Raw genomic sequence first — 15,339 nt, forward strand, 5'->3', positions numbered from 1 at the left:
TCACTCCTCCAGGGACAGGGCGAGGACCGGGCAGGAGGTGACCGACTGCCGGACCTGGGCCTGGACGGCCGGGTCGTCGGGGATCTCGTCCACGATGTGCAGGTTCAGGTCGTCGTCGATGTCGAAGACCTCGGGGGCGATGCCCATGCACACGCCGTTACCGTCGCACAGGGTGCGGTCGACAGAGATTTTCACGGTGTTTCCTCACTCGGGAGTTCAGCGGGTGGCCGAGGGTTCGGGGGCGCCTTCGACCAGGTCCACGTAGTCCTGGTAGCGCTTCAGCAGCCACTGGTTGAACTGCAGGAGCGACTCCTCCTGGAAGGAGTAGCGGCCGGGACGGCGGAAGCGGGAGCGCATGCCCTTCTGCAGGGAGGCGTCCGAGCTGGCGTCCTGCTGGTGGAAGAGGACGAGGCCGTCCTGGGCGATCTTGTAGAGCTGTTCGAACCGCGGGTGCTTGGTGGACTCCTCCGGGTAGAGGTGGCCGATGCGCAGGTTCATGTGCTCGGGCCCCGCGGGCAGGACGAGGTAGTAGAACAGGCCCTCCGGCACCGCCCCGAAGCCGAGGTTCGGCGGGATCGAGGCGAAGATGACCTGGTTGCGCTCCTTCTCGCCGAGGGTCGGGATGATCGGCAGCAGCGCCTTGGTGGTCGGGTTGAATCCGGCGTCGGCGTGGTAGAAGCCGGTCGGATGGTAGATCGCGCCCTCGTCAGGGCTGATCTCCACGAAGCTGGTCAGCCTGACGTGCGCGAAGTCGTGCAGCATGCCGTGGAGATAGGCGCTGTGGTACGGCTCGATGCCGTTCTCCAGCTGGGACTTCCAGTTCCAGGGGTTGTCGCGCAGTTCGGCCACCGGCATGCTCACCATGTCGCCGATGTGGTAGTTCTCCAGTTCGGCGGTCAGCTTGGTGAGGGTGGGCGCGAGGGGTTTCGCGTCCGGGTCGAGATTGGTGAAGACGAAGCCGTTCCAGATCTCGACCCGGTGCGAGGGGAGGTAGGCCTCTCCCTTGAGGTTCTTGAGGCCGACGGTGTCGTTCATGGAGGGCGCCGCGATGAGGTTGCCGTCCAGCCCGTAGGTCCAGGCGTGGAAGGGACAGCGGAAGAGCCTGCCGGTGTTCCCCGACCCCTCGCACACCAGGTGGGCCCGGTGCGCGCAGATGGGGCTGAGGACCCGGATCTCCATGTCCTTGCCACGGACCATCATCAGGGGCTCGTCGCCCATGTCGACGCGGACGAAGTCGCCGGGCTTCGGGATCTCGTCGACGCGGCCGAGGCACAGCCACTGCCGCATGAAGATGGCCTCCTGCTCGAAGGCGTAGAACTCCGGATCGACGTAGCACTCCCGGGGGAGGTTCCACCCGGTGGCCATGTCGTGGGAGCCGTCCTCGATGACCTTGAGGATTCGCCGGAGGTTCGCTGAGACGGGCGCCTGACCCATGACGTGGTGCTCCTTAGGTACGTGTGTGCTGACGCCGGGGCGTGGGACTCAGGCCGTGCCCTCCTGGGCTTCGGCGAGTTCGGGTGCCTCGGCGGGTGGTTCTTCCCTGCGGGTCTCCCCGCGGACGAACAGGTGGTTGAAGAGCAGGTTGAGCAGCAGCGCCACCAACACGGTGGCCGTGATCGCGCTGCCGAGGATGAACTGGGTGTCCTGGCTGAACTTCTGGTAGATCGTGGGCACCACGACCGGCAGCATGCCGACGCCGAGTGCCACGGCGACGATGAGCAGGTTCTGGTTGCCCTCGTACTCGACCTTCTGGAGCATCTGGATGCCCACGGCCGCCGTCATCGCGAACATCACCAGGCCGGCGCCGCCGATCACGGGTCCGGGCAGGCTGGCGACGAGTTCGCCGAGCTTGGGAATGGCTCCCATGATCACCAGCAGGATTCCGGTGACCGTGATGACGTAGCGGCTCTTGACCTTGGTGAGGCTGATCAGGCCCACGTTCTGGCCGAAGGTGGAGTCCGGTACGGAGTTCATGAACCCGGCCAGCAGGGAGGACAGGCCGTCGGTGGCCAGGCCCCTGGCCATGTCCCTGTCGGTGACCTTCTTGCCGACGGCGTCCCCGATGGCCAGGACGCAGGCGGTCATCTCGCTGAAGACGACCAGCATGGCCACGCACATCGCGATGATTGGAACGATCCGGAACTCCGGCGCGCCGAACTGCAGCGGGGTGGAGAAGCCGAACCACTTGGCCCCGGCGACGGAGGAGAAGTCCGCCAGGCCCATGAACCAGGAGATCACCGCGCCGATGGCGAGTCCGAAGAGCACGGAGACGTTGCGGACGAACCCGCCGAAGATCCGGTTCACCAGGACGATGATCGCCACGACGCCGAAGGCCAGCAGGATGTACCGCACGCTCGCGTAGTCCGCCGCGGCCGGGTCGGAGCCGATGATGAGGTCCGCGCTCACCTTGATCAGCGACAACCCGATGATCGTGATCACACAGCCGGTGACCAGGGACGGGAAGTACCGCAGCACCTTGGAGAACGGTCTGGCGACCAGGATGCCGAAGACGCCGGCGGCGATCATCGAGCCGTACATGGTCGGCAGGCCGTACTCGGAGCCGATCAGGATCATCGGGGTGAGGAAGGTGAACGAGGCCCCCGCGACCACCGGCATCCGGATGCCGAAGAAGCGGGTCAGGCCGACGCTCTGGATGATGGTCGCGATTCCGGCCACCAGAAGGTCGGCGTTGACGATCAGCGCGATGGTGTGGGTGTCGAGTTTGAGCACCGCTCCGAGCACGAGCGGGACGGCCACGCAGCCCGCGTACATGATCAACATGTGCTGCAGGCCGAAGAAGAACAACTGGGGGATGGGCAGGACTTCGTCTACCGGATGGCGGTCCGAAGCCGTTGACTGGGGTGCGCGGACGGTAGGTGACACGACGGTCTCCTGGGCACTGAGTGGAACGCGCCCTGGTCCCTCCGGCGGCGTCGACGTGGCCATGATCCGGAGCTATGGGCAGACGTGTTCGATGCCCGCCGGAGCGGGAATCCTCGCTGGTCCGACGGCCGGGGTGGCCCGTCAGAGCGCCGTTACAGTGGGTATCCGGTTAGCGGTATATGGAGATTAAGCGCGACCTATACCAGTGTCAACGACTTGTTTTCCTACGGACCACTTCTTAGGATTCTGTATACCGTATCCCTAATCGACCCCTCTGAGCGGAGGCACAGTGCAGCCGGCCGCCCGGCGGATAGGCATGATCGCCCCGTCTTCCAACACCGTCGTCGAACCCGTCACCGGCGCCCTGCTGGCCGCGAGGAACGACGTCTCGGTCCACTTCACCCGGATCAGGGTGACGAGCATCAGCCTCGATCCGGCCGACACCCGTCAGTTCGACCAGGACACCTTCACCGACGCCGCCAGACTCCTCGGTGACGCCCGCGTGGACGTCGTCGCCTGGAACGGCACCTCGGGCTCGTGGCTCGGCCCCGGCCGTGACGAACGCCTGTGCCGCGCCATGGAGGAGGTCGCCGGCGTCCCCGCGACCACCTCGACCCTGGCCATGCTCACGGCGCTGCGGGCCTTCGGGTCCGAACGTCCCGGCCTGCTCACGCCGTACACACCGGACGTCGGGGAGGCCATCGCCGTGAACTACGCCGAGCAGGGCCTTCCCGTGCGGGCGGCCCGCCACCTCGGCCGCACCACCAACTACGACTTCGCGCTGATCGGCGACGCCGAGCTCGACGCGGCCTTCGACGGGCTCGCCGCCGCGGGCTGCGACGCGGTCGCGGTGGTGTGCACCAACGTGCGCGCCGCGCACCTGGCCGCCCGCTGGGAGGCCGGGTACGGCGTCCCGGTGGTGGACAGCGTCGCGGCGACCCTGTGGCGGGCCCTCGTCCTGGCCGGGGACACCACTCCGATCACCGGGTACGGCGAGCTGCTCGCCGCCCAGAGATGAGGAAAAGCATGGCCAAGGACATAAAGATCCTCGTGGGGGTCGACGTCGACGCGGTCGCCGGCTGGCTCGGCTCCTACGGCGGCGAGGACTCCCCCAACGACATCCAGCGCGGCGTGTTCGCCGGTGAGGTCGGCACCCCACGCCTGCTCCAGCTCTTCGAGCGGTACGGCCTGCGGACGACCTGGTTCATCCCGGGCCACTCCATCGAGACCTTCCCCACCGAGATGGCGGCCGTCGCCGAGGCGGGGCACGAGATCGGGGCGCACGGCTACTCCCACGAGAACCCCATCGACATGACCCCCGACCAGGAGCGGGACGTGCTCGGCCGCTGCGTCGAGCTGGTCGAACGCCTGTGGGGACGGCCCCCGCGCGGCTACGTCGCCCCCTGGTGGGAGATGAGCCCCAACACCGCGGGCCTGCTCAAGGAGTTCGGCTTCTCCTACGACCACTCGCAGAACTACAACGACTTCCACCCCTTCTACGCCCGGGTCGGCGACGAGTGGACGAAGATCGACTACACCGGACGGGCCGCCGACTGGATGAAACCCCTCAAACACGGCACCGAGGTGGACCTCGTCGAGTTCTGCGGCAACTGGTACGTCGACGATCTGCCGCCGATGATGTTCGTCAAGAAGTCCGCCAACAGCCACGGCTTCGTCAGCCCCCGCGACGTCGAGCAGCTGTGGCGCGACCAGTTCGACTGGGTCTACCGTGAGCTGGACTACGCGGTGTTCCCCATGACGCTCCACCCCGACGTCTCCGGACGGCCCCAGGTGCTGATGATGCTGGAACGGCTCTTCGACGACTGGCTCGGCCTTCCCGGGGTCGAGTTCACCACCTTCGACGCGGCGGCCGACGACTTCCGGCGGCGTTATCCTTTCGAGGAGACCGAGCGTCCGGCGCCCGTCGGCGACGGTCCCGGGCCGAGACCGAACACCGGGGAGACGACCCTGTGAGCAGGCAGCCGGACGCGCCGGGTTCTTTCGACATCGACGCCGACTACAAGCCGCTCAGGGACCGCGTCCGCGACGAGCTGCGCCGGCGGATCATCGACGACGTCTACCCCGCGGGCACCCGGCTCGTCGAGACCGAGATCGCGGCCCAGCTCGGCGTCTCCAGGCTTCCGGTGCGCGAGGCCATCCGGGCGCTGGAGACCGAGGGGTTCGTCAGGACGGTCCCCCGCAGGGGCGCGGTCGTCGTCGAGCTGTCCGAGCAGGACGTCGAGGAGCTGTTCGACGTCAGGGAGGCCCTTGAGGTCCTGGCCAGCCGGCAGGCGGCGACCCGGGCGACCAAGGCCGAGCTGCGACGGGTCCGCAACGCCCTGGCCAGGGGCCGCAAGGCCCTTGACGCCGGAGACCGGGTGGCCCTCGGCGAGGCCAACGAGGCCTTCCACGACGAGATCCTGAAGCTGTCCCACAACGTCCTCCTGCAGACCGTGCTCGAACCCCTCCAGGGACGTCTGCACTGGCTGCTGCGCCAGACCGGCGACCCGCACGACCTGTTCGAGGAGCACTCCGCCTGGTTCGAGGCGATCGCCTCCGGCTCCCCCGACCTGGCCGCCGAGCACGCGCGCAGGCACGCCCGGCTGAACCGGGAGATCGTACGCAAGCTCCTGGCCGAGCGGCACCAGGCCCCCTCCGCCTAGGCCTGTTCGAGAAATCCACACAGCGTTTCCCCCACGGCGAGCGACCCCGCCGTGCCTTCGCCTTCCCACATATCAGGAGCACCGCCATGTCCGATCCGACCCGGGCGACACTCGACGCCCTCAACGGCACCGACGTCCACCTGCGCCGCGTCTGCAAGGCCCGCGACGCCACCGACCAGGTCGGGCCACGGCACTTCCTGCACGCGGGACCGCCGATCGCCCTGGCCGACATCCCCGGGCCCATGCGGGGCGGGATCATCGCGGGCCTGCTCCTGGAGAAGGAGGCCGGGTCCGTCGCCGAGGCCGAGGCGATCATCGACCACGGCGAGGTGAGCATCAGCCCCTGCCACGACGCCGGCGCCGTGGGGGCCATGGCCGGCATCGTCACCCCCGGCACCCCCGTCGTGGTCGCCGAGACCGCCGGCGGGCTGCGGACGTTCTCCCCCCTGAACGAGGGCATCGGCGGGGCCATGCGCTACGGGTCGTACGACGAGGTGACGCTGGCGCGGCTGCGCCGGCTCGGCGACGTGCTCGCCCCCGCCCTCGACGAGGCCGTGGCGAACTCCGAGCCGCTCGACCTGATCGCCCTGGTCGCCGAGGGGCTGCGCCGGGGCGACGACTGCCACAACCGGCTGGTGGCCACCAGCGCGGCCCTGCTGGTCACGCTCACCCCCGGCCTGCTGCGCTCCCGCCTCGACCGGGAGGACCTGGCGGAGGTCGTGGCCTTCGTCGCGGGCAACGGGCACTTCGCGCTGCCCTTCGCGATCTCGGCGGCCAAGGCGGTCACGCTGACCGCGAGCGGCATCGCGGGCAGCCCGATCGTCACGACCATGGCGGGCAACGGGCGGGAGTTCGGCATCCGCGTCAGCGGCCTCGGCGACCGCTGGTTCACCGTGCCCTCGCCGGTCGGCGACCCGGTCCTCGTCGAGGGGGCGACCCTCGACGACGTCACCCCGACCATGGGCGACTCGATGATCGCCGAGACCGCGGGCTTCGGCGCCCTCGCGATGACCGCCGCCCCCGCGATCATGTCCTTCGTCGGCGGCGACATGGCCCTGGCCCAGGGGATCACCCGGCGCATGCGGACCCTGTGCGCCGGGACGAGCGAGCGGTTCCTCATCCCGGCCGAGGACTTCCTGGGCACCCCGCTCGGCATCGACGTGCACCGGGTGCGCGCCCTCGGCGTCGAACCCGTCATCAACAACGGCCTCGCCCACCGGGAGCCGGGACGCGGCCGGGTCGGCGCCGGGATCACCTCGATCCCGATCGAACCGTTCGTCGCGGCCAGCCAGGCGCTCACGGAGGAAACGGAGCGGCGCGGGTGAGCCTCCCTTCCTTCACCTCAGCGGACCTGGAGGCCGTCGCGGGCCGGTGGAACCTCGACCCCGGGCTGGTCGGCAGGCTCGGCCCGGCGATCGACCGGATGCGCGACGCCTACGGCCGCGTCCGGGACCTGGCGGCCGAGGATCACGCCTCCAAAGCCCCGGAACCGCCGCCCGTCGCGGTCACCCGGGTGCCGCGCGGTCCGGACAACCCGCACGGTGCCTGGCTGTACCGGATCGACGACCCCGAAACGCCGGGAACCGGGCCGCTGGCCGGGCGGACGGTGACCGTCAAGGAGTCCGTCGCGGTGCGCGGGGTGCCGATGACCCTGGGCAGCCGCCTCATGGCCGGGTTCGTCCCCGGCTCGGACTCGGTGGTCGTCGGCCGGATGCGCGACGCCGGGGCGGTGATCGTCGGCACGTCGGTCTGCGAGGACCTGTGCTACTCCGGGTCGAGCTTCACCAGCGCGCACGGCCCGGTGGGCAACCCCTGGGACCCGAGCCGCTCGGCGGGCGGCTCGTCGAGCGGCGCCGCGGTCCTGGTCGCCACCGGGCAGGCCGACTACGGCGTCGGCACCGACCACGGCGGCTCGGTCCGCAACCCCGCCGCCTGGTGCGGCGTCCTCGGACTCAAGCCGACCTATGGGATCGTCGACTACGACGGCGCCATGCCGACCGAGCGCACACTCGACCACATCGGCGTGCTGACCAGGGACGCCGCCGACCTGGTCGCCTTCCTTGAGGCGGCGGCCGTGCCGGGGCCGTACGCCGAGGGGTATGCCGAAGAGGTGGCCGGGCTGCGGGCCGGGGTCCTCACCGAGGGGTTCGGCTGGCCGGGCCGTTCCGACCCGCGCCTGGACGACGTGGTCCGCGGGGCCGCGCGGGCGCTGGAGAAACTGGGGCTGACCGTGTCAGACGTCTCGGTGCCGCTGCACCGGTACGGCAGGGACATCCACCTGCCCATCTCGATCGAGGGCGGCCTGACCACCGTCTTCGAGTCACGGCTGCAGGGCAACAACCACCAGGGGCCCTACCACCCGAACTTCGGGGAGACCTTCGGCCGGGCCGTCGCCGACCGTCCGGAGGACATCCCGGTCGGCGGGGTGCTGGCGCTCGTCGGCGCCACCCTGCTGCGGGACGCCACCCACGGCAAGGTCATGGCCTACGCCCAGCAGTTGCGCCGGAGGCTGCGCGAGCAGGTGGACCTGGCCCTGCGGGAGGTCGACCTCCTCGTCCTGCCGAGTGTCCCGATGCCGCCGCACCCGCTGCCCGCCGACCCCCGCGAGGCCGTGATCGAGACCGACCTCCCCTTCGAGATGCACGACAACAACTGCGTCTTCAACCTCACCGGGCACCCGGCGCTCAGCGTCCCGTGCGGATTCGTCGACGGGCTGCCGGTCGGCATGCTGCTGGTCGGACGGCCCGGCGCCGACGCCCGCCTGGCCCGGGTCGCGGCCGAGTTCGCCGAGCGCGTCTTCCGCTGCCCCGTGCCGCCGCACCACGAAACCATCGGGAGCCAACGATGACCGAGCAGGCACTGAACGTCTTCGGCGAGCCGCTGGAGGCCTGCGGCTTCGACCCGATCACCGGTTACCGCCGCGACGGCCACTGCCACACCGGCCCCGACAACCCCAAGGGGCACACCGTCTGCGCGATCGTCGACGAGGGCTTCATCGCCTTCCAGTCCACGGTGGACAACGACATCGCGACCCCCCGGCCCGACCTGGCCTTCCCCGGGCTGAAACCGGGTGACCACTGGTGCGTGATCGCCGCCAAGTGGTACGAGGCCTACCTGGCCGGTCACGCCTGCCCGGTGAACCTCGCGGCGACCAACGTCAGGGCCCTGGAGGTGATCCCCCGCGAGGTCCTGATGGAGTACGGCGTGGACCTCCGCGCCTCGGACGGACGAACCCCGGACACACCGTGAGCCGCTGGAACGCGCTACGCGCCTACGCCGCCCTGCCCGCGACCACCGGCCCGTGGTACCTGGCGATCACCCTGCTCGGCCGCATCCCCGCCTCCATGGGCCAGCTCGGCTCGCTGCTGCTGGTCAGCGGGGCGACCGGGTCGCTGGCACTGGGCGGCGCCACCGCCTCGGCCTTCGCGATCGGGCAGGCCACCGGCGGGCCGCTCATCGGCAGGTCCGCCGACCGGTACGGCCACCGGCCGACCGGGCTGGTCGCCGCACTGCTGCACGCCGCCGCCCTCGTCCTGCTGGTGGTGTGCGTCGAACAGGACGCGCCCACCTGGGCGGCGCTGGCCTCCGCGGTGGTCGCGGGCTCCGCCGTACCGCAGGTGGGGCCGCTGTCCAGGGCCCGCTGGACCGCGCTGGTCCATCGCGGGAAGCTGTCCCTGAACCGCTTCCCCACCGCGATGAGCTTCGAGGGGACGAGCGACGAGTTCGCCTTCGTCCTCGGCCCCGCCCTGGTCGGCATCATCGCGACGGTCACCTCCCCCCGCACGGCGGTGCTCATGGCGGCGGCGCTCACCGCCACGGCCTGTGTGTCCTTCGCCCTGCACCCGACGGCGACCATGGTCACCCGGCACGAGGATCGGGACGGGGCCGCCACGGCTCCGGTGCGGCGCGTCCCGGTGTTCCTGCTCGCCGCCGGGCTGACCGGTCTGGGCTGCTACTTCGGCTCGGTGCAGGCCGGGGTCACCTGGCGCGCGGTCGACGCGGGCTCGGAGGGGGCCGCCGGGCTGATCTACGCGATCCTCGGGCTGAGCAGCGCCCTGGCCGGGGTCTTCGTCCCGATGCTGCCCGCCTCCTTCCCGCTCGCCCGCAGGCTCCAGGCGGGTTTCGCGCTGCTGGCCGTCCTCAGTCTGCCGCTGGCGATCGTCGGCGGGCTGAACATCGGCGGGCTGTGGCCGCTGGGCCTGCTGATCGTGCTGCCCGGCGTCACCATCGCCCCGATCCTCGTCACGGCCTACACCCAGGCCGAGATGACGGTCCCGGTGCAGCGGATCTCGTGGGTCATGACCGTGCTGACCTCCTCCGTCGTCATCGGTTACGCGATCGGCGCCTTCCTGTCCGGCACCCTCGCCGACCGGTACGGCCCGCTGGCGGCCTTCCTGGTCGCGCTGGGCGCGGCCTGTGTCGGCGTCGCGGCCAGCGGCTTCGGCCGGCGACGACTGGCGGCCCTGCGGCCGGGATAGTGCGAGAGGCTCGTCGAGGGCCCTTCGTTCGGCCGGTGCGGTGGTCTCCGTGGTGGTCTGAGATGATCTGTCGCCATGGGGCCGTTCTCGGCGGTGAGGTGGGTACGCGCGACGGGGTTCGCCGTCACCTGCGCCACCCTGGCCGTGCTCGGTCACCTGCTCGGCGGCGGATCCTTCGACCCTGCGGCGGCCGTCGGCGGCGTCCTGCTGCTGGTGCCGGTCGCGCTGGCGCTCACCGGACGTGAGCGGACCTTCGGCGCCATCCTTCCCGCGACCGGCCTGTCGCAGGTCGTCCTACACGCCCTGCTCTCCTACGGCGAGCCGCAGGCGGCGGTGGCGCACCACACGACGGGCACACCCCCGGGGCAGATGGGCCACATGGCCACCTCGGCCCTGGGCATGCCGCTGATGCACCTGGCGAGCGTGGTGGCGACCTCGGTGTGGCTGCGCTGGGCCGAGGAGAACCTGTGCGCCCTGGCCAGGCAGCTGGCCGGGCACGTGCTGCGGCGCCTGCTGGTCCTGCTGATCCTGACGCCCCCGCAACCGTACGGCCCGGTCACCGTCCCGGTGGCCGAGGAGATCGGGGCTCCCCGAGCCCGCACCCTGCTGAGACACGCCCTCGTGCGCAGAGGGCCTCCGGGAGCGCGCGCCGCGTCGGTCGCGGCCCTCTGACATCCGGCGACCACCCCGGACGGCCCGTCACGGCCGCCCGGCACGGTCCCGCGCGCCGGCGCGCACCCTTTCCGTACGGCTTCCGCGACCTTCCTCTGCGGCTTCCCGTGTTCCTCCGTACGGCCTCCGTGCTTCCGTGAGGTGCCCCGGCGCGCGCTCTCCCCTCGGCAGAAAGCGCGAACACCCATGTCCTTCGACCGTCTCACCAGACCACTGGCCGCCGTACTCGCGACGGCCCTGACCCTCACCGGCTGCGGCGCCCGGGGCGGAGACCCGGCCGCCGCGAAACCCCGGGTCACCGAGGCCCCCGGCCCCACGGAATACCCGTTATACCCGTTGACCCTCGACAACTGCGGCATGCGGATCACCTTCCAGGCTCCGCCACGACGCGTGCTGATCCTCAACGGGACGAGCGTCGGCGAGGCGGAGAGCTTCGTCCTGCTCGGCCTGGAGCGGAACGTCCTGGCCAACGCGCAGAGCTACGGCGTCTCCGACGACCCGTCGATGGTCGGCAGGGTCAGGGCGCTGCCGACCGGCGGGCTGACCATGAACAAGAACTTCGACGTGCCCGCGGAACAGGTGCTCAACCTCAAGCCGGACCTGGTCGTCTCCACCTGGTCCGGCGGGTTCGAGGCCAGGAACGGCTTCGCCACCCGCGAGCAGCTCGCCGCCGCCGGGATCATCTCACTCGTCAACCCGGTCAACTGCGCCATGGGCAAACCCGACGCGACGCCGGAGGAGAAACTCGCCTACCGGGACCAGTCCATCGGCTCCACCTTCGAGTTCATCGGCCTGCTCGGCAGGATCTTCGACGTCCAGGAACGGGCGCGGGACCTGGTCGGACAGCTGCGCTCCCGGGTCGAGGCCGTACGGGCGCGGGTCTCCGGCCGCCCCGCCAGGAGGGTGCTCATCGCCTACCCCGGCATGTCCATGATGAACGCCAACGGCCTGCCCGCCGTGATGACCGGGGGCATCTACGACGACGTGATCAGGGCGGCCGGGGGCGTCAACGTCTTCGCCGGTCAGACCGCCGACATGACGCGCACCCTCAACAGGGAGCAGCTGGCCGTCGCCCCGGTCGACGTCCTGGTCGTCGGCCTGTTCGGCCCCCGGGAGGACGGCGAGCGGGAGGCGGCCAGGCTGTTCGCCGCCTACCCGCAGTGGCCCGCGTCCCGGTCGAGGAGCTACACCGTGGTCTCCGACGGCGCCTACCTCGGCCCGCTCAACGCCTGGGCCGTGGAGAAGATCTCCCGGGTGGTGCACCCCGGTGACTGACCTCGCAACCCCCGCGAAGAGCCGCCCCCACCTGATCTCAGGACCCGCGACCGGGGCGCTGCTGGCCGTACTGGCGGCGGCCCTGGTCGCGGCCCTGGTGCTCGGTGTCTCCGTCGGCTCGGTCACGCTGCCCTTCGGCCAGGTCTGGCAGGTGGTCTGGGCGCATCTGTCCGGCCACGGCGACCAGGCCGACCCGATGCTCGGACAGGTCGTCTGGGAGATCCGTACGCCACGGGCCCTGCTGGCCGCGCTCGCCGGGGCGGGGCTGGCGGTGGCCGGGGTGGCGCTGCAGGCGCTGGTCCGCAACCCGCTCGCCGACCCCTACGTGCTCGGCGTCTCGTCGGCGGCCTCCCTCGGCGCCGTGCTGGTGCCCGCCCTCGGTGGTACGGCGCTGGCCGGGCTGGCCGGTTCACTCGGCGTCACCGGCGCCGCCTTCGTCGCCGCGATGGCCTCGGCGCTGGTGGTCTACGTGCTGGCCCAGCGATCCGGGCAGCTGCTCGACTCCTGGCTGGTGCTGAGCGGGGTCGCCGTCGGATACCTCTGCACGGCGGCCACCACCTTCGTCCAGCTCCAGCTCAACCCGACGGAGCTGCAGGGGATGATGTTCTGGCTGATGGGCAGCGTCGCCGGGGCCTCCTGGGACGACCTCGGGGTGCCCGCCCTGGTCACCGTGGCCTGCGTGGCGTGGCTGCTGACCCAGGCCCGCGCGCTCAACGCCCTGCTGGCCGGGCAGGACGCGGCCGTCGCCGTCGGCGTGCCGGTTGCCGCGCAGCGCGTCGGACTGCTGCTGGTCGGGTCACTGCTCACCGCGACCGTGGTCAGCGTGGTCGGCGGCATCGGGTTCGTCGGGCTGATGATCCCGCACGGCACCAGGTTCGTCGTGGGGGCCGACCACCGGCGTGTGCTGCCGACGTCCCTGCTGTCGGGGGCGTTGTTCCTGGTGCTGGTCGATCTGGCCGCCAGGGTCGTCGACCGCCCCAACGAACTGCCCGTCGGCGTGTTCACCACCGGGTTCGGCGTACCGTTCTTCCTGTGGTTGCTGCGCCGCCGTACGAACGGGGGCTCCGATGCGTCTTGACCTGGCCGGGGTCAGCGCGCGCATCGACGCGCGCCCCATCGTCAGCGAGGTCGACCTGACCGCCGAACCCGGGGAGTTCGTCGCGCTGGTCGGCCCGAACGGCAGCGGCAAGCCGACTAGCAACCTGACACATATTTCGCTTAGGTAACGACCCTGTCGGGGATGGCCTTGACCTGGGGTTTCTTGCCGTACCCCTCCCCTCCTGCACATCTTCCCCTAGCCGGTCTTCCCGTCCGCCGTCGTCCCCCTGCGGGAATAAGCGGAGTCGGGGCAGGGGGTCAAGGTGCAGCGCCCTACTGGACGAACGACCTTGACCCCCTGCCCCGACTCCGCTCCGCTTTTGGGGGACGTCGGCGGACGGGAAGACCGGCCTTCCTCAGCCATCGCCGCTACCCGCGCGTTTGCGCTCCTCCTTCCCGGAGTCGGAGTCCCCTCGGTTTGAGCTTTGGCGGTACATGTTGTGTCTGGGTTTGGGGCTGTACCGCTTGTCAGGGTCGGACGTGGGTGGCCTGTCCCGGGTCGGTATCGGGGATCGGATCGGCGGAGCGATCGGCGTTAGGGCCACGGCCCGGGATGATGCGGTTCCGGTGATCGGGCAGAGCATGCATGTTCTGCCCGGTCAGCCCTCTGCTTTGCCCCTGGCCGCGACTTTGGGAGTCCTGAGCCCGCGCTGACTCAGTCCGCGGTCGTTGGTTGTTCAGGTCAGGCGTGATCGGTACTGCTCAAGTTCCTTCATGGCCTCTCGGGGCCAGCCGTCGGTCTTAGCCTTGTTTTCGTCTCTGACGGTCCACTTGATGAGCATGGTTCCGTCGAGGCGTTCCAGGACGTAGTTGTCCTCGCGGTACCAGAGCGCCTCGGAGACTCTGATGCCCTGCTTGTAGGTGCGGCTGATCTCCTGCTCTGCCCAGGTCTCCGTGATCTCCTGGTTGGTGACGGTCACCTTCATCTGCTCGGCGAAGGTCTCGCTGATGGAGGAGCCGAACCCCTTGAACCCGAACGACGCCCCGGCACTCACCGATGTGCTGGTGGTCTTCTCCACCTGCTCGGAGTTGAGGCTCGTAAGGCCGACGTGGGTCGTCTGCTTCTCCGTGTACTCCGAGGCGCCTCCGTGCTCGTACTGGAAGACGCGCCTCCAGTAGCCGTACCTGCGCAGGATGTAGTACGGGTTCAGCTGTGCCTGGCGCCGTCGGTCGTAGGCCTGGTCGGTGATGAGGGGGAACGGGTAGGCGAAGTTGGCGACCTCGACGGGATCGGTGGTGTCCTTGTCCGGGTGCTCAAAGCTGGTCAGCCGGTGGATGTCACCGATAGTCACCCCTTCGAAGGTGGGCAGGTTCAGCACGCGCTCGAACTTGTCCCTGACGTTGAACTCCCACTGCCGCGACTTCATGCTGTCTGGGTCGGCGTCTGCGGTCTGTTCGATGTTCGTCCCTCTTATCAAGGAGGAATTCCTGACCTTCAGGAAGAGTTGACTGTTCTGGTTGCGCACCTGGTAGGTGTTACCGGAGACGTGCTCAAGGAGCCAGGTCTGGCTTGGGGCCCGATCGGGCGAGTCCAGTTCGTACTGCTCCACCGACCTCCCCGGCTCGGTGCTGTCGTCGAAGATCTTCATGATGAGGCCGCTGTTCTTGTTCGCGAACAGGTGGAAATCGTTGTCCAGGGGGAAGACGTGCCAGGTTTGCGCGTCACACTCCGCCCCGAAGATCTTTATGGACTCCTGGTCCAGGTTCATGCCGCTCGCCGTGCTGGCGCGGGTCGCGTTGAGGTAGTAGGTGCTGCGCCCGTTCCCGATCAGGTAGGTCTGACCGGCCTTGATGATGGACATGGGTGAAGCATCCCCCCGCTCAATGATCGCTACAATGTGAATCCAATCATGAACACTGTGTGATTTCCCATGGGCACGCCCACCCTCCCGGCAAACCCCACCCCGCCCTTGCCGCCCTACACACCCCGGGCCGCGATCGTGAACTCCTCGGTCGTGGTCCTGAGCCTTCTTCGTGATCGGTGAGCCGTTCGCCGGAGATTTTGTGTGTCGATATGGTGTCCGCGGTGGGTGTTTGGGCTGATTAGCCGTAGTGAGACCGAAAAAAATTTAAGTATGTCGGCGTGTGTGTTGTTGAGCGCATGAGAACGCACGTGATCACATGTTTCCGCTGTTGACCTTGTACCTTCTTTGGATCGCTCACCGGTGCCGGTGAGGAAAGTCTCATCGCCGTGCGCGGCTGGGGCGGTGCGGGTTCGCGACGGGAGGCGAGGCCCGGCGGGACGGGCGCGGCGAGCACGGCGCCGACGT

Annotated in this window: 15 protein-coding genes; 11 read left to right on the top strand and 4 right to left on the bottom strand. The window is 69.7% G+C overall.

Going from position 1 to position 15,339, the window contains the following annotated elements; translation table 11 throughout:
* From ACFOYY_RS23330 to ACFOYY_RS23340, 3 genes are read right to left on the bottom strand one after another with little or no spacing between them, the layout of a single operon-like run.
* Complete coding sequence (locus ACFOYY_RS23330) at positions 1–195, bottom strand: ferredoxin (RefSeq protein WP_352014382.1); 195 nt, start codon at positions 193–195, stop codon at positions 1–3.
* A gap of 21 nt (positions 196–216) precedes the next feature.
* A complete protein-coding gene (locus ACFOYY_RS23335; protein WP_386191958.1) occupies positions 217–1,434 on the bottom strand; it encodes an aromatic ring-hydroxylating oxygenase subunit alpha in 1,218 nt (405 codons plus the stop codon).
* 48 nt (positions 1,435–1,482) lie between these two features.
* Entirely contained in the window at positions 1,483–2,883 is a 1,401-nt protein-coding gene (locus tag ACFOYY_RS23340) for a nucleobase:cation symporter-2 family protein (protein ID WP_352014384.1), read from the bottom strand.
* Between the two features lie 316 nt (positions 2,884–3,199).
* On the opposite strand from ACFOYY_RS23340, the gene ACFOYY_RS23345 reads away from it, so the two are divergent.
* The 11 genes from ACFOYY_RS23345 to ACFOYY_RS23395 all read left to right on the top strand — a co-directional run bounded on the left by ACFOYY_RS23345 (position 3,200) and on the right by ACFOYY_RS23395 (position 13,197).
* Positions 3,200–3,901 carry a maleate cis-trans isomerase family protein gene (locus tag ACFOYY_RS23345; RefSeq protein ID WP_362778453.1) on the top strand — a complete coding sequence of 234 codons (702 nt, stop codon included), beginning with the start codon at positions 3,200–3,202 and terminating at the stop codon, positions 3,899–3,901.
* A gap of 8 nt (positions 3,902–3,909) precedes the next feature.
* A complete protein-coding gene (locus ACFOYY_RS23350; RefSeq protein WP_352014386.1) occupies positions 3,910–4,857 on the top strand; it encodes a polysaccharide deacetylase family protein in 948 nt (315 codons plus the stop codon).
* On the top strand, positions 4,854–5,546 hold the full coding sequence (locus ACFOYY_RS23355; protein WP_386191963.1) for a GntR family transcriptional regulator: 693 nt from the start codon (positions 4,854–4,856) through the stop codon (positions 5,544–5,546). The genes ACFOYY_RS23350 and ACFOYY_RS23355 overlap by 4 nt, the downstream gene beginning before the upstream one ends.
* Before the next feature lie 86 nt (positions 5,547–5,632).
* Entirely contained in the window at positions 5,633–6,871 is a 1,239-nt protein-coding gene (locus ACFOYY_RS23360; protein ID WP_352014388.1) for a YlbE family protein, read from the top strand.
* Complete coding sequence (locus tag ACFOYY_RS23365; protein WP_386191966.1) at positions 6,868–8,394, top strand: amidase family protein; 1,527 nt, start codon at positions 6,868–6,870, stop codon at positions 8,392–8,394. Before ACFOYY_RS23360 ends, ACFOYY_RS23365 begins: the two co-directional genes overlap by 4 nt.
* Positions 8,391–8,795: a DUF2237 domain-containing protein gene (locus tag ACFOYY_RS23370; protein WP_352014390.1), complete on the top strand. Its 405-nt coding sequence runs from the start codon at positions 8,391–8,393 to the stop codon at positions 8,793–8,795. The genes ACFOYY_RS23365 and ACFOYY_RS23370 overlap by 4 nt, the downstream gene beginning before the upstream one ends.
* Positions 8,792–10,024, top strand: coding sequence for an MFS transporter (locus ACFOYY_RS23375; RefSeq protein ID WP_362913615.1), 1,233 nt, complete (start codon positions 8,792–8,794; stop codon positions 10,022–10,024). Before ACFOYY_RS23370 ends, ACFOYY_RS23375 begins: the two co-directional genes overlap by 4 nt.
* Before the next feature lie 75 nt (positions 10,025–10,099).
* Complete coding sequence (locus ACFOYY_RS23380; RefSeq protein WP_352014392.1) at positions 10,100–10,696, top strand: hypothetical protein; 597 nt, start codon at positions 10,100–10,102, stop codon at positions 10,694–10,696.
* 186 nt (positions 10,697–10,882) lie between these two features.
* Positions 10,883–11,971, top strand: a complete 1,089-nt coding sequence (locus tag ACFOYY_RS23385) for an ABC transporter substrate-binding protein (protein ID WP_386191970.1) — start codon at positions 10,883–10,885, stop codon at positions 11,969–11,971.
* Positions 11,964–13,049 carry a FecCD family ABC transporter permease gene (locus ACFOYY_RS23390; RefSeq protein ID WP_386191973.1) on the top strand — a complete coding sequence of 362 codons (1,086 nt, stop codon included), beginning with the start codon at positions 11,964–11,966 and terminating at the stop codon, positions 13,047–13,049. Before ACFOYY_RS23385 ends, ACFOYY_RS23390 begins: the two co-directional genes overlap by 8 nt.
* Positions 13,039–13,197, top strand: a complete 159-nt coding sequence (locus ACFOYY_RS23395) for an ATP-binding cassette domain-containing protein (protein WP_362778472.1) — start codon at positions 13,039–13,041, stop codon at positions 13,195–13,197. The genes ACFOYY_RS23390 and ACFOYY_RS23395 overlap by 11 nt, the downstream gene beginning before the upstream one ends.
* Positions 13,198–13,746: 549 nt before the next feature.
* On the opposite strand, the gene ACFOYY_RS23400 is transcribed toward ACFOYY_RS23395, so the two are convergent.
* Complete coding sequence (locus ACFOYY_RS23400; protein WP_386191976.1) at positions 13,747–14,871, bottom strand: RICIN domain-containing protein; 1,125 nt, start codon at positions 14,869–14,871, stop codon at positions 13,747–13,749.
* Positions 14,872–15,339 lie beyond the last annotated feature (468 nt).

Origin of the sequence: Streptosporangium jomthongense (genome assembly GCF_042650425.1) — a bacterium.
Taxonomy (GTDB): domain Bacteria; phylum Actinomycetota; class Actinomycetes; order Streptosporangiales; family Streptosporangiaceae; genus Streptosporangium.